At 70.5% G+C, this 14,155-nt stretch carries 15 protein-coding genes; 8 read left to right on the top strand and 7 right to left on the bottom strand.

The annotated features are described in order from the left end of the window. The 3 genes from VF092_02705 to VF092_02695 form a co-directional block, all read left to right on the top strand. Positions 1 to 293, top strand: a 293-nt coding sequence (locus VF092_02705) for a winged helix-turn-helix domain-containing protein (protein HEX6746198.1), incomplete at its 5' end; no start/stop codon positions are given. 3 nt (positions 294 to 296) lie between these two features. Continuing rightward, positions 297 to 1,874: an ATP-binding protein gene (locus tag VF092_02700; protein HEX6746197.1), complete on the top strand. Its 1,578-nt coding sequence runs from the start codon at positions 297 to 299 to the stop codon at positions 1,872 to 1,874. A gap of 178 nt (positions 1,875 to 2,052) precedes the next feature. Then, on the top strand, positions 2,053 to 2,547 hold the full coding sequence (locus VF092_02695; protein ID HEX6746196.1) for a hypothetical protein: 495 nt from the start codon (positions 2,053 to 2,055) through the stop codon (positions 2,545 to 2,547). Positions 2,548 to 2,793: 246 nt separating this feature from the next. Here VF092_02695 and VF092_02690 read toward each other — a convergent pair whose 3' ends face one another. Next, the gene (locus VF092_02690) at positions 2,794 to 3,963 is read right to left on the bottom strand and encodes a GNAT family N-acetyltransferase (protein HEX6746195.1); all 1,170 of its coding nucleotides are present in this window, start codon (positions 3,961 to 3,963) and stop codon (positions 2,794 to 2,796) included. Positions 3,964 to 4,320: 357 nt separating this feature from the next. Here VF092_02690 and VF092_02685 point away from each other — a divergent pair, with 357 nt between their 5' ends. Next, positions 4,321 to 5,229, top strand: coding sequence for a class I SAM-dependent methyltransferase (locus tag VF092_02685; protein ID HEX6746194.1), 909 nt, complete (start codon positions 4,321 to 4,323; stop codon positions 5,227 to 5,229). A gap of 163 nt (positions 5,230 to 5,392) precedes the next feature. On the opposite strand, the gene VF092_02680 is transcribed toward VF092_02685, so the two are convergent. Continuing rightward, complete coding sequence (locus VF092_02680; protein ID HEX6746193.1) at positions 5,393 to 7,840, bottom strand: DUF4157 domain-containing protein; 2,448 nt, start codon at positions 7,838 to 7,840, stop codon at positions 5,393 to 5,395. A 220-nt stretch (positions 7,841 to 8,060) separates the two neighbouring features. Between VF092_02680 and VF092_02675 the strand changes: the two genes are divergently transcribed. Next, positions 8,061 to 9,107: a DUF4157 domain-containing protein gene (locus VF092_02675; GenBank protein HEX6746192.1), complete on the top strand. Its 1,047-nt coding sequence runs from the start codon at positions 8,061 to 8,063 to the stop codon at positions 9,105 to 9,107. Positions 9,108 to 9,143: 36 nt separating this feature from the next. Then, complete coding sequence (locus VF092_02670) at positions 9,144 to 9,554, top strand: hypothetical protein (GenBank protein HEX6746191.1); 411 nt, start codon at positions 9,144 to 9,146, stop codon at positions 9,552 to 9,554. A 154-nt stretch (positions 9,555 to 9,708) separates the two neighbouring features. Here VF092_02670 and VF092_02665 read toward each other — a convergent pair whose 3' ends face one another. From VF092_02665 to VF092_02655, 3 genes are all read right to left on the bottom strand, one after another. Further along, entirely contained in the window at positions 9,709 to 10,587 is an 879-nt protein-coding gene (locus VF092_02665; GenBank protein HEX6746190.1) for a BtpA/SgcQ family protein, read from the bottom strand. Positions 10,588 to 10,655: 68 nt separating this feature from the next. Continuing rightward, positions 10,656 to 11,573, bottom strand: coding sequence for a sigma-70 family RNA polymerase sigma factor (locus VF092_02660; GenBank protein HEX6746189.1), 918 nt, complete (start codon positions 11,571 to 11,573; stop codon positions 10,656 to 10,658). After that, positions 11,570 to 11,965 carry a DoxX family protein gene (locus VF092_02655; protein ID HEX6746188.1) on the bottom strand — a complete coding sequence of 132 codons (396 nt, stop codon included), beginning with the start codon at positions 11,963 to 11,965 and terminating at the stop codon, positions 11,570 to 11,572. Before VF092_02655 ends, VF092_02660 begins: the two co-directional genes overlap by 4 nt. Before the next feature lie 380 nt (positions 11,966 to 12,345). Between VF092_02655 and VF092_02650 the strand changes: the two genes are divergently transcribed. Both VF092_02650 and VF092_02645 read left to right on the top strand, forming a co-directional pair. Next, entirely contained in the window at positions 12,346 to 12,471 is a 126-nt protein-coding gene (locus tag VF092_02650) for a hypothetical protein (protein ID HEX6746187.1), read from the top strand. 50 nt (positions 12,472 to 12,521) lie between these two features. Continuing rightward, complete coding sequence (locus tag VF092_02645) at positions 12,522 to 12,899, top strand: cupin domain-containing protein (protein HEX6746186.1); 378 nt, start codon at positions 12,522 to 12,524, stop codon at positions 12,897 to 12,899. A gap of 119 nt (positions 12,900 to 13,018) precedes the next feature. On the opposite strand, the gene VF092_02640 is transcribed toward VF092_02645, so the two are convergent. Both VF092_02640 and VF092_02635 read right to left on the bottom strand, forming a co-directional pair. After that, complete coding sequence (locus VF092_02640) at positions 13,019 to 13,435, bottom strand: DUF1801 domain-containing protein (protein HEX6746185.1); 417 nt, start codon at positions 13,433 to 13,435, stop codon at positions 13,019 to 13,021. Positions 13,436 to 13,510: 75 nt separating this feature from the next. Further along, a complete protein-coding gene (locus VF092_02635) occupies positions 13,511 to 14,092 on the bottom strand; it encodes a dihydrofolate reductase family protein (GenBank protein ID HEX6746184.1) in 582 nt (193 codons plus the stop codon). Between the last annotated feature and the right edge of the window lie 63 nt (positions 14,093 to 14,155).

The raw sequence follows: 14,155 nt of genomic DNA, 5'->3' as shown, positions 1-14,155 counted from the left end.
CGGGCGGGCTGACCATCGACCTCGCGCGGCGCGTGCTCACGCGCGACGGGGGCGAGATCCATCTCACCCCTACCGAGTGGGACCTGCTGCGCGCCTTCGTGGCCCAGGCCGGGCGCACCCTTACCCACGACCAGATCTTTCGCGCGGTGTGGGGGCGTTCGCCCGGCGATCCCCAGGGGTACCTTCGCGTGCACGTGGCCAACCTGCGCCGCAAGATCGAGCGTGACCCGGTGCGGCCCACGCTCGTCGTCACCGAACCGGGTGTCGGCTACCGGTTCCGCGCGCTCGACTGACCCGTGGCCGGGGCGGACGGCGGCGGGCGCGGCGCGGCGGAATGGGCCGCCTGGATCGCCGCGCTGATCGCCCTCACGGCCGCGATGATCGCGGTCCGCGGGTACCTCGACAAGGCGCACGTCGCGCTCGGCTATCTCCTTCTCGTGCTTGCCGCCAGCACGCGCGGGCCGCGCGCCCGCGGGTTCGTGCTGGCGCTGGTCGCCTTCCTCTGCTTCAACTTCTTCTTCCTTCCCCCGTACGGCACCCTCGCCGTCCGCTCTCCGCTGGACTGGCTGGTGCTCTTCACCTTCCTGGTGGTGGCCGCCGTGGCCACGCACCTGCTCTTCCGCGCGCGCAGCGAGGCCGAGGAGGCGCGCCGCCGTGCGGAGGAGATCAACCGCCTGTCCACCCTGGGCGCGGAGACGCTGAACGCGGGGCGCGCGGAAGAGGCGCTGCGGGCCGTGGCCGAGGTGATCCGCGGCACGCTGGAGGTGGACGCCTGCGAGATCTGGCTGCGCGACGGGGGCGATGCGCCGCTCGCGCTGGGCGCCCGCGCCACGGCGCCGGGGTCACCCGGCGCACGCGAAGGCGGGGCGCTGGTGAGCCTCGCGGCGGAGCGCGGCGAGGTGGTGGTGGAGCAGGTGGACGGGACCACGCGGCTGACGACGTCGGGCGGCGGGGCGGGCGAGGTGGAGATCCCTGCCGTGCCCGGCGCGCGCGGGCTTTCGCTGCCGCTGCGCGTGCGCGGCCGCATCGCGGGGGTGCTGCGCATCGCGCGGGAGGAGGGGATCGCGCTGACGCCGGCGCAGCGCCGCTTCTTCGCCGCGCTGGCGTACTACGCGGCGCTGGGGGCGGAGCGCGTGCGGCTGGCGGCCGAGGCCGAGCGCGCCGAGGCGCTGCGCGAGGCCGACCGGCTGAAGGACGCGCTGATCGCCTCCGTCTCGCACGACCTGCGCACGCCGCTGACCACCATCAAGGCGCTGGCGCACGACCTGGGCGAGGGCGGCGACGACCGCGCGGTGACCATCGAGGAAGAGGCGGACCGGCTGAACCGCTTCGTGGCCGACCTCCTCGACCTGTCGCGGCTGAACGCGGGCGAGCTGCCGCTGTCGCCCGAGATCGTGGCCGCGGAGGACCTGGTGGGCGCCGCGCTGCAGCGCGTCTCGGGGTCGCTGGACGACCGGGAGATCCGGGTCGGCCTGCACCCCGACGAGCCGCTGCTGCTGGGCCGGCTGGACTTCGTGCAGTCGCTGCGGGTGCTGGTGAACCTCCTGGAGAACGCGCACAAGTACGCCCCGCCGGGAACGCCGATCGACCTGTCCGTCGCGGGCGACGGAGACCGGCTCGTCTTCCGGATCGCCGACCGCGGGCCCGGCGTGCCTCCCGACGAGCGCGAGCGCATCTTCCAGCCGTTCTATCGCGGCCCCCACCGGGAAGGCGACGCCGGCGGCGCGGGGCTGGGCCTCTCCATCTCCCGCCGCCTGGCCGGCGCCCAGGGAGGCGCGCTCGGGTTCGAGCCGCGGCCGGGCGGCGGAAGCGTGTTCGTCTTCTCCCTCCCTCTCGCCCCCCTCCCCAACGAGGCGTCGGGCGATCCGTCGTGACGCCGCGCTTCTTTGTGATTCCTTAACGGCGGCGGGGCGATTCTTTACGCCTCCTTAACGGCTCGCGTCGTAGACTTGCATCGCGTGCGGTCTCCAAGGATGGAGGTCGTCGACGCGCTGTACGACGCAGAATGGAGATGGGTGACCGGGACTGATCCGGCGCCCCTGGGAGGAATCGATGAGCCGCAGGATGGGCCGGTGCCTGCCGGTGCTGCTCGCGGCGCTGGCGGGATGCAGGGTGTCGCCACAGGCCCGGTGGGACGGCGTTGCGGGCCCGGCGCTGGACGGTGTCTGGTCGGTGGAGTTCACGCTGGAGTCGCCGCTGCTCCCCGGCCACATGCCCCGCCAGCAGAGGCTGCGCGGTGAGCTGGCGCTGCTGCGCAACGAATCGCTGGCGGACGGCGCCGGGTTCTCCGGTCCGCCGACGCACTCGGGGACCTACGACACGCGCTTCCGCCCGTTCGGGTTCGAGCTGGACGGCGGCCGCCGGGTGCCGGCGCTCGAGGCCCGGCTCGCGCGCGGCGACACGGTGCAGATCACGCTGCAGCCCGGCGCCACCGCGGTGCGGATGCAGGGACAGCTGTGGGGCGACTCGGTGGCGGGCAGCTGGACGTACGACCACGATCGCGGTGGCGCCGCGTCGGGCCGGTTCGTGATGCGCAAGCGGCGCTGACGCGGAAGCCGCGTCGAGGCGCAGGGATGCGAAGGACAGGCGCAGGGGAAGCTGCGCCTGCCTTCATCTCCCTGCGCCTCGACGCATGCAGGAAACCCGTTTCCGCCTGTGGTTGTGCATCCCCAGGACGTCCCAACAGCACTGAATCACACGGAGGAAACGGAGGGAACGGAGGAAACCCGGTTCAGTCCTCCGTTTCCCCCGTTCCCTCCGTGTGATTTCTTCCTTCTCGATTCGAATGCACGCCTACGACGCCGGCGCCAGCGCCCGGTCGTACACCCGGTAGGTCTTGTACACGGCCACGCCCATCTTCTCCAGCGCGCCGCGCATCTCGGTGTTGTCCTCGAGGATCCACGAGCCCTCGGCCTCGCGGTAGCCCTTGGCGGCGCCGGTGCGGAAGGTCCGCAGGTAGAAGGCGGCGCCCAGGCCGGCGTGCTGGTACTCGGGCTTGAAGCCCAGGGTGATGTGCCGCAGCGTGTGGATCTTTCGCCGCTCCCAGAGGATGCGGAAGATGCCGAAGGGAAGGAGCCGCCCGCTGCGGATCTTCCGCAGCACCTGGTTGAAGTCCGGCAGCGCCAGCGAGAAGCCGATCGGCTCGCCGTCCTTCTCCGCGATGAAGCAGAGGTCGGGGTCCACGATCGGCTTCAGCGACTTCACCATGTGCTCGAACTCGTCGTCGGTCAGCGGCACGAAGCCCCAGTTGCGCTGCCACGCCGCGTTGTAGATCTCCTTGATCTTCTCCACCTCCTCGCGCAGCCGGCGCATCTCCAGCGGGCGGATCACGGCCTTCTCGCGCTGCACGATCTTCTCGAACAGCTTTTCCGTGCGCTCGGGGAGGTCCGGCGTGGGCGCGAAGTACGCGAGCAGGTCCTTGCTCTTCTCCATCCCCGCCGCGTCCATCAGCCGCCCGTACCAGGGGGGATTGTGGCCCATCAGCACCTTGGGCGGCGTGTCGAACCCGTCCACCAGCACGCCGGGCGAGCACAGCTCCTCGTTGGTGGAGAGGTTCATCGGCCCGCGCATGGTGTCCATCCCGCGCCCCTGCAGCCACCGCGCGGCCGCGTCGAGCAGCGCGCGGGCGACCGCCTCGTCGTCCACGCACTCGAACAATCCGAAGAAGCCCACGCGGTCGCCGTGGAACTCGTTGTAGAGCCGGTTGACCACCGCCGCGACGCGCCCCACCGGCCGGCCGCCGCGCTCGGCGATGTAGTAGGCGACGTCGGCGTGCTTGTGGAACGGGTGCTTGCCGCGGTCCAGCAGCGTCTTCAGCTCGCCGCGCAGCGGCGGCACCCAGTTGGGGTCGGCGGCGTTGATGGTCCAGGAGAGCTCCATGAACGCCTTCAGGGACTCGCCCTGCGGGATCTCGCGCACGCGCACGGAAGCGTCGGCGGCCGGGGGCGAAGCGGTGGACGTCATGGAGATCGGTCGCGTCGGGGTGGGGAAACATGCGTGCGCGGGGATGGCACCGGCGCAAGGTGACGCGACGAGTGCGCGGGGTCAAGCGCCGCGCGGGAGATCGCATCCGCGTCCGGAGCCGCGATCCGGCGGGAAATTCCGCCCGGGTGCACGCGGGCGTTGATCGCACGGCCCGGAGCGACTATTCTCAGTGAACAGATCTCCCGCACACGCGCGGGCTCCGTCCGCCACGATTTGCATCGCCACGATCCCGATCGCGCAGGTCCGGTGTTCCCGATCCGGACCGGATCAGCCGATTTCCGTGCAGCCACCCGCGCGCCGGGTGCGATCCCATCCCCATCCCCGACGACGAGATCCATGTCGCCCCACACCCTCGAGCACACCCGCAAGCCCGGCTGGAAGCCCGCGCCCGACCAGGAGATGTACCAGTCGTTCACGGTCGACGAAGACCGCGAGCGGACCAACCAGCACTACGAGCAGCCGCCGGTGTTCTTCCAGCGCATCACCGGCGGCGAGTGGAACGTGTACTCGTGCAACCTGTGGGACTCGGCCACGAACGACACCGAGTCGCAGGAGGCCAAGCTCGACCTGATGGCGCGCTGCATGGACCTCAAGCCGGGCGCGCGCATCCTCGACGTGGGGTGCGGGTGGGGCGGGCCGCTGACCTACCTCTGCAAGCGCTACGGCGCGCGCGGGGTGGGGCTCACCCTGTCGCCCAAGCAGAAGGCGTTCGCCGAGGCACGCATCGCCCGGCACGGCGTGGACGCGCGGATCGTGGAGAGCCACTGGCACGACTACCAGGACGACGAGCCGTTCGACGCCATCTACACCGACGAGGTGATCGTCCACTTCAACGACCTGGGCGGCTTCTTCGGCAAGTCGCTGTCGCTGCTGCGCCCCGGCGGGCGAATGGTGAACAAGGAGCTGCACTTCACCAACGCCGCGCACGCGGTGATCAACCGCGCCACGCTGCCGATCAACGAGATCTACGGCTTCACCGGCAACTACCGCACGCTGGCGCAGGAGTTGGCGATGATGGACGACGCCGGCTTCGACGTGGAGGAGGTGGTGACGATCCCGCGCTGGCAGTACGCGAAGACGCTGGCGCGCTGGCAGGGGAACATGCACGAGCACCGCGCGGAGATCGAGGAGGCGGTGGGCACCGACTACTACCTCAAGTTCCGCCGGTACCTGAAGCTGGCCGCGATGATGGTGACGTCGCCCCTCTTCACCGTGAACGTCGTCGTCGGCCGCAAGCCGGAGTGAGACGGCTTTGGGGGAGATGTGGGGAAAGAGCCCGGGCGAACGCCCGGGCTCTTTCGTTTGGCGGATACGGAAACAGCAAGTCTCACCCAGAGTTAGCAGAGTAAGCAGTTTGTTGACTGCTCACTCTGCTAACCCTGCGTGAGCCCCCTTCTGTTGTCCGTTCTTAAGGCGGCGGGGCGTCGGCGGCCTGGTGCTGCTGGAGGGTGCGCGTGGCCACCGAGGGGTGCACCTCCTCCTGGATGTGGCGCGCCAGCGTGACGATCCCCATCAGGTCCGCCTGGGGGACCGTGTCGCGGTAGCGCAGGGCCAGGATGGCGGTGAGCGTGTCCTCGCGCACCGCGTCGCCGGCCTTGAACCACTCGGGGCAGATGCGGATCGTCCCCGCCGGATACGTCTTGCTCGTCGCCGCCACCCCCGTGGCCGTCGCGCGGAGCTTCGCGCCGTACGTCAGCGCGCCCGCCTTCGCCTCCGCGTCGGTGGCCTTGGTGCAGACCACCGGCAGGTAGTACTCGAGCCGCGCGGCCAGATTCATCATGTGCGTCAGGATCTCCCCCGCCTTGGTCGCGTCCGCCTGGGGGAAGGCGAAACGCACGATGTCGACGATCCCCGACGGCACCGGCGTGGCGAAACTCTGGTCGGCCCACATCGCGCCCAGCCGGATGCGGTAGGTGGCGCGCGCGATCGCGTCCTTGACGGTCTCCTCGTCGGTGCACCCCTTGATCTCGTCGGTCGGCGCGTCGGGGCGGGTGACCGCCACGCCCAGCAGCGCATCGACGTAGAAGGCGTACGACTCGGCGTTGTCCAGCGCCTCCTCGGTGCTCAGCCGCCAGTAGACGCGCTCGAACGAGTACGCCCGGTCGCCCGGCGTGTCGGCCGACGTCTTCACCGCGGACTTCGCGCCCAGCTGGGGGATCACGGCGTGCACCGTCTCGTGGATGACGGTGCTCACGATCTCGTCGTCGCCTACGGTGACGCCGGTGCAGAAGTGGAACTCGTTGGCGTCGGCGTGCGCCACCGTGCGCGAGAACCCCGAGCCGACCGAGCCGACGCCGCACTGCGGGTCGTTGGGGTCGCGCGCGTGCACGGTCAGCGAGCCCTGGCCGCCCAGCTCGCGCGCCAGCCGAGCCAGCCGGTCGGCCAGCAGCGTGGCGTAGCCCGCGTCGCGCGTGCGGAAGTGCGCCTGCAGCGTGTCGCCGTCCGTCTTGTTGGCCACCGGGTCGGCGGCGAAGGCCCGCGTCTTCTTCTCCGCGCGCGTCAGCCGGTCCACCGCCTGGTCCAGCGCCCACTGGATGGCGTCGAGCTGGTCGAGCACCGGCTGGATGGTGGCCATCAGCGCGGTGTCGGGCCTGACGTGCACCACGGGCGTGGTGGCGTCCTTCTCCAGCCGGTAGGTGGAGTCGTAGAGCGCGTCGCGCAGCCGCTGCGCGCCCTTCCCGGACAGGTCGTACAGGTGGAGGTTGGCGACGAGATTGGCGGCCTGCTTCGTCACCTCCTGGTTGTGCTTCGCGGACAGGTCCAGCTCGCTCTGCGTGAAGGTCTCGCGGATCCCCGCGCCCAGCGGCGCCGCGGGGTTCGCGGCCAGCCAGCGCATGTGGCTGCGCGCCCACGCCGCCTCTTCCTGCTTCTGGTCCGCCGGCGCCAGCCCGGCCGCGTTGATCCGGATCTCCTCCAGCGCCTGGCCGATCTGGTCCATCGCCTTCGCGTAGCCGTCGCCCAGCTTCGTCTGCTCCGGCGCCTCGTCGGGGAAGTTGATCCCGGGAAGCTCGCTGCGCTGCGATTCGAAGGTGGCGATCACGCTCAGCAGCAGCGGCCCCAGCCACTCCATGTTCAGCTTCTCGTGGAAGGCGCGGGCCCCGGGCGCGGGCCCGTTCGCCTTGTCGCGCGCCTCGGCGGCCTGGGTGCGCCTGAGCTCGACGCGCTCCGCGGTGCCGGCCAGCTGGCGCGCCGCCAGCTCCACCAGCTCGCGCCGCTCGGCGGCGGTGGGCTCGCCGGCCTCCACGCTGGCGGGCCCCGTCTCCTGGGGCGGCTTGCGCGCGAGGAGGGCGGGGGAGGTGATGCGCGTCAGGCGGGGGATGGGGATCCCGCGGTCGACGGCCGCCTCCGCGCGATCCGCCTCCCGCTCGTGCGCGTCCCCGGGCGCGGCGATCGTCAGTCCTCCTCCCGAGCGTGGGGATGACGACTCCTGCTGAACCGCGTGCGCCAGCTCGTGCGCGAGGAGGCGGCGGCCGGCCGGGGTCCGCGGCGGGGGCGAATCCCGGCCCATCACCACGTCGCGGCCGACGGTGAAGGCCCGGGCGCGGACGGCGCGCGCCGACTCGGCCGCCGGGCCGTCGGCGTGGATGCGCACGCGGCTGAAGTCGAAACCGAAGCGCGGCTCGAAGAACGCCCGCGTCTCCGCGTCCAGCGGCCGCCCCGGCGAGCGGAGGACGTCGTGCACGGCCGGCGGCACCTCGCCCGGCGCGCCGCCGCCCGCGGCCGAGCGCTGCAGCGTGCGCGCGCCCCCGGCCTCGTCGGCGCGCGACTCGTCCCGCCGCTTCGCCGGCGCCTGCTTCGCCGGCTCGGCGGCGTCGGCCGTCCGGACCGGGCTCTGTCTCTGCGCGAAGGTGTGCATCGCCGTGCGAACGATGAGACGGTGCCGGGCCGAACGTCACCGGCGTGCCGTCGTCGGATAAAGCAACTGCTCCCATCCTGCACGCAACCAAACATGCGTAGCTGCCCGCGGTGCGATCCCTCCGGCGAGCGCTCTTGCTGCCGTTGGTCCGGTGCCCTATCGTCGAGGGAGAGGATGGGCCGGCGCGTAGCCCATCTGTTTACGCGGCAAGGAGATGGCGATGCGCACGCACGAACGGAAGCCGCACCTGGCGCAGCACGGCGACGCGGCCACGATCCCCCTCGACGTGCTCTCCCGGCGCTCCCGCGGGCCGTCGTTCGGCGCGCCGGGAGACCGGTCCGAGCAGGACGCCGACCTCGCCGCGGCGCAGGTGACGGGTGCGGCCGACCGCGGCGGCGGGACCGGCGAGCAGGGGAGGGGGACGCTGTCGCCCGACGAGCGCGCGTTCTACGAGACGCGCTTCGGGCACGACTTCAGCCGGGTGCGCATCCACGACGACGCGCGCGCCGCGCGGATGGCCGACGCGATGGGCGCCGAGGCCTTCACCTTCGGCCGCGACATCTTCTTCGGCGCGGGGATGCGCCAGCCGCGCGGCGGGGCGGGAGACCGGCTGATGGCGCACGAGCTGGCGCACGTCGTCCAGCAGTCGCACGCCGGCCCGGCGCTCCAGCCCAAGCTCAAGTTCACCGGAAAGCCGGATCACACGGCCCGCGCCGTCGCCCTGCTGAACGCGAACCTGGGCAGCTTCTACCACGTGTCGATCGATGCCAAGACCGGCGAGGTCACGATGGCGCCGATCCGAGCCGCCCACACCTCGTCGATCAAGGGGCCCGACCCGCAGGTGAAGGCGCTGGCCGACCGGCTGTGGACGGTGACCTCCGATTCCAAGGACGTGGTCATGACCGTCAGCGCCGGCTCGCAGACCATCGTGGGAAGCTGGGCGACGGGCGACTTCGACATCGACGACATCGAGAAGGTGGGCGTGGGCGCGCTGATCCACGAGATCGTGGAGCAGCACCAGAAGCAGGCGAAGGGCGAGAAGAACTTCGGGACGGCCACCACGGGGGCCCACGGCGTGGCCTCGAAGGCCGAATCGGAGGTCACCGGCATGACGCGCGGCGCCGACAAGGTGATCTCGATGACGCAGAACGCCGACGGGACGGTCGACGGCGTGATCGAGACGACCTTCACCACGACGGGCGGGCAGGTGAAGACGATGGTGTCCACCCTCAAGAGCAACAACATCGTCTCTATCACCTGGAAGTGACGTGAGGCGCGACGAAGTGCCCCGGATCCGCAGGGGGTGGCCATGACGGAGGAGCGCTCCGCCCAGCCCGGGCGTTCTGCCGACGTTTCCCGGCTGGTCGGCCGGCTCGACAACGCCGACGTCCGCTGGAACGGGACCTTCTACGGCCCCATGCCAACCGTCGCGAGCAATGCGGGCCGGCGATTGCTCGATGCCGGCGCCGAGGCCATCCCGCACCTCATCGGCGCGCTCGGCGACGCTTCACGCTTCGTGGCCGCGCACGTGCTGCTGACGCTGCTCTCCGGCGTGGAGTATCCCACCGCGCCGTGGAACGGCCTCGAGATCGAGCTGACGGAGAACGCCGAACCGCGCATCGACCCCGGCCAGCGCTCCGGCCTCGCGCGGCGCTGGCGGTCCTGGCAGGCGCAGTCGCCCCATCCCCGCGCGCTGCCGCCGGACCAGGGTTGATCGACCGCGTCACGACAACGAGCGCGCCGCCGGAGATCCCGGCGGCGCGCTCGTGTTTTACCTGGTCCGGCCGACCGAATCCTCAGCCGGACACCCTGATGCGAAAAGCCCGAGGATGCACTCGGGCCCTTTCGCTGCGTGACGGTGATCGCGTTCATCCCCCGCACCGCGCGTGTTCCGCCATGAAGCGCTGCACGCGGCGCGGGTCTACGTCCTGGTGCCACCGGCCGTCCACCTTGAACGTCGAGCCGACGATGAATCCGTCCGCGCGCTCATAGTACTCCGCGAGGTTCTCCGCCGTGATCCCGGAGCCGAGGTAGAGCGGCAGGCGGCAGCGCGCGCGGACCTCGTCGATGTCCCCCAGCGTCGGCCGCTCGCCCGTCGCCGAGCCGGTGACGATCACGGCGTCGGCGCGCATGAACTCCGCCGCCCCGGCCGTCTCGCCGATGCCCACGTCGGCGGTGAGGGCGTGCGAGGCGTGCTTCTTCTTCACGTCGGCCCACACCTGCACCCGCTCGGCGCCGATGTGCCGGCGGAAGCGCAGCAGCGCCGCCGCGGACGACTCGATGATCCCCTCGTCGGCCACGTGCGCGTACGCGAACCCCTCCACGCGCACGAAGTCGAGCCCCGCGGCGTGCGCCACGGCCATCGCCTCGAGGTTCGCGCCGGCCAGGATCTGGATTCCGCACGGGAACCCGCCGGCCTCCTTCACCGCCCGCGCCAGCACCGTCATGGCCGCCGTGATCTCCGGGCCCACGCCGCCGCGCAGGTAGGGAACGTCGTGCATGTTTTCCAGCGCCACGCCGTGCACCCCCGCCTCGCGGTAGACGGCGCACTCCAGCCGCGCCCGCGCCTCCAGCTCGCGCAGCGTCTCCCGGCTCGCCGGCGTCCCCGGCAGCGCGCCGACGTGCACCATCGCGATGACCGGCCTGGGTGAGGTGAACAAGGATTCGGTTGCGGAAGGGATGGCGGTTGAGAACGCCCGTGTCCCGGGTGAGCCGTCGCTCGAGGGACGGAAAAATGGCTGCGGCACAATCTACAGTGCGACGCGACTTGGGGGAGAGAATGGCAGAGAGCTACCCGTTTCCACCCTGACTGGAATCAAGGACGGAGCGTGGCTGCGGGACGATCTACGGTACCAGGCGTGTCACCCCGCGCGCCCGTTCTCCACGCGACCCCCAGGCGCTCGCCGAACTCGTAGTACACGAAATGGGTGACTTCGCCCTGCCGGTTGCGCCCGAAGCGGCCTTCTCCGTCGTAGTGCTTCGTCACGAGCGACGCCTCGTCGAGCGACGCGAGGATATGGCGCTGCCGGTTGGCGACGCCGATCAGCGAATCCCCCTCCCTGATGATCGAGACGGCGAGGTCGGGACGCCGGGCGAAGCGATATTCACCGACGTACTCGTCGTAGATGCCCAGCCGTACTTTCTCCGCGAACGAGCGCGATGGGGCGACCCGCACGAATTCGCTCCGCACCGACGGCGGCAGCCGGCGGCGAATCCGCGACCGGGCGGAATGCAGGCGCTTGGCGACCGTTCCCGGCTTCAGGCGCAGGATCCGGGCGATTTCCGGCTGGCTGTACTCCAGGAAGTAGAAGAGGACGGTGACGTGCCGCTCGCCGTCGGGAAGCGCGGCCACGGCGGATGCGACCAGGGTCTGATAGTCGACCCGGCGGGTGTCGGCCTCGACCGGTCCGGGCAGCTCCGCGACCTCGGGCCGGCGGGCCCGGGACCGAAGCTGCCGCGCGCACCGCGTGGCGACGATCGTCTTCAGCCAGGCCGGGAACGCGGCCGGATCGCGGAGCTGGCGCAGACGCAGCCAGGCGGTCGCGTACGCCTCCTGCACGGCGTCCCTGGCATCGTCCGCGTCGCGAAGCAGCGTGAGGGCCAGGCCGAACACCAGGTGCTGCGACTGCTCGACGAGCCGGTTGAACGCAAGGTGCTGCTCCTGCAGGGGCACGGCCGGATCGCGTGCCGTCTCGACCAGTCGCGCCGTGTCCGCCACCGCGCTCGCGCTCATGGAGGACCGTCCCGCCGCTGGTGAAGGAGGAAGGATTCGCGGCGGCCGATCGCGACGATGGTCGCCAGCGTGAGGGGAAGGATCTCGCTCGTGACCTGGCCGGGCCGGCCCCACCAGACATGCGTGCCCATCGCGCCGAGCATGACGGCGACGATGATCGCCGCGCCCGCGAAGGCCGTGCGCCGGGTCAGGAGCAGCAGCGCCGCGACGACCTCGGCCGCGCCGACGCACAGCCGGAACCATACCGGGAAATGCCACGCGCGAAAAGCCCGCGCCCACCCACTGTCGTCGGAAAACTTGCTGATCCCCTGCCTGGCGAACACCCACGCAAGGAACAGGGCGAACACCCACAGGATCACATCGAGCGCGATTCGGCGGCGGCGATTCTCCACGTGCCCTCCCTGATGGTTCCGGTTCGACGTGTGACCTGAACGCGGCGCCGGTGCTCCGCTGCGGCATTCTCGGCGCGTTCGCGAGCACGGCACCAGGTAAGATCCACCAAGTGCCCAAAACCTTACCGGAAGCTCGTGGCCGGCATCGACCCTGTGGGAGAGAGTGGCGAGACCAGCGCGCAGGAGTCCGCGCCGAAGGGCCTGCTCCGGCTGGCCGCCGCCCGCGAGGAGCTTAGATTCGCACTGCGATACCGGGTCAGGTACTTTGCGCCGGGAGACCGGGAGGCCGGGAGGCCGGGAGGCCGGGAGGCCGGGAGGCCGGGAGGCCGGGAGGCCGGGAGGCCGGGAGGCGGGGAGGCTGAGTGCGGAGCAGGTGGCAGGTGGGTGAAACCAGCTTCGACCGGCGCTGCTCCCGGGTCGAGCTGTACAAGATGAAGAAGGCGGGCATCCCCGAGGTGTTCTATCTTCCCGTGCAGGGAGCCCTTCCGCCGCCCCCGTGGTGGTGATGAAGCAGCCGCGACCCCATCACTCGTTTCCTGCAACCCCTCGCACCTCGATGAGCCAACCCGCCCGCTCCGTCACCTGGTACCGCTGGGACGAGATGCCCCGCGAGCAGGTCTCGCCCCTCCTCGACCGCCGGCTCATCACCGGCGACCGGATGATGCTCGCCCACGTCTACCTCAAGAAGGGGTGCGTCGTCCCGCGGCACTCGCACGAGAACGAGCAGCTCACGTACATCCTCGAGGGGGCGCTGCGTTTCTGGATCGGAGAGGACGAAGCGGAAGAGGTGCTGGTCCGCGCCGGCGAGGTGCTCCACATCCCCTCGAACGTGCCGCACAAGGCCGAGGCGCTGGAAGACACCCTCGACGTCGACATCTTCAGCCCCCCGCGCCAGGACTGGCTCGACAAGACCGACGCGTACCTCAGGAAGTAGCGCGCGGCTGCGACGCAATCCCACCAACATGCCAAGCCGCCCGCGATGGTTCATCGCGGGCGGTGGAGCGCGGCGACCGGCGCGGTTGTCCGCTGCAACGGCGGGCAGGCGCCGGCGCGCTACCCATGGCGCCGCCTCGCCTCCGAGATCGAATCGACGACAAGCTGCTCGAGCACCGACCTGTCGAGATCGGCGAACCGCTTGAAATACAGACAGCATTTGCCCATCCGGTGCTTGCCAATCTTGTTCAGCAGGGACTCCTGCTCCTCTCCTTCGGCCACCAGGTAGACAACCAGCTCCCGGCCGCGGATGGCGAAGGCTGCCAGGGGGGACTCGCCGGTTCGCCCGCTGTCGTAGGTGTACTTGTAGGAGCCATAGCCGACGATGCTGGGTCCCCACATCCTTGGCTGCTGCCGGGTGACTTTCTCGAGAAGAGCCATCATCTCCTGGCAGTCGATCCGTTGCTGCTCGCTGGCTCTCGAAGCGATGTAGTCCTCGACGCTCGCGTCGGTGGGCCTGGTCTTGTTCTCGGCCATCGAGACACTCCGTGATTGGTGGGTTCTGGGTGCCTGACGATTTCCGGTTTTCACCGACGATGTCGCGTCGTCGAGCTATCCGGTCTTCAAAGGCCCGGCGACCTTGTAAGTACTGAATATGATGCCCGACGGAAATGCCTGCGTGCCGACGAGCTCGAATGAGCGCGGCGGGGTTCCGTCCGCGAAGAAGCGCTTCCCCGTGCCCAGCAGAACGGGATACACGGCCAGCAGGACTTCGTCCGCAAGCCCATGCCCGAGCAGCGTCGATGTCAGCGTGGAGCTGCCCGAGAGGACAAGGTCCGGGCCGTCCTGCGACTTGATGCGGCGAATGCCCTCGAGGAGGTCCGGTCCAAGGCCCTCGACCGGGCCCCATTCGAGACTTTCCGGACGGTGGGTCGCGACGAACTTCGTTGCCGCATTGAGGCGGTCCGCCATCGGACTGCTCGGCGCCTTCGGCCAGAAGCCCGACCAGAGATCGTACGTGCGACGGCCAAGCAGCAGATCGCAGCGCTCGCCATACGCAGCGAGCATCGCGTCCCGGCCAGCGGGGGTCCGATAGGGCGCGGTCCATTCGCTGTAGGGGAAACCGTCGTCATCGGCGGAGTGCTGGATCACGCCGTCCAGCGAGATGTGTTCGATAATCCTGAGCTTTCTCATCCAGATCTCCGTGTTCTGGGGGGCGGCACCGGGGTCTCGACGTCGAGCGATGCGTGTCGTCTG

The sequence above is a fragment of the Longimicrobium sp. genome (genome assembly GCA_036377595.1).
Classification (GTDB): Bacteria; Gemmatimonadota; Gemmatimonadetes; order Longimicrobiales; family Longimicrobiaceae; genus Longimicrobium.
Note: the sequence above shows the minus strand (reverse complement) of the source record. Positions and strands in the feature narration are given on the sequence as shown.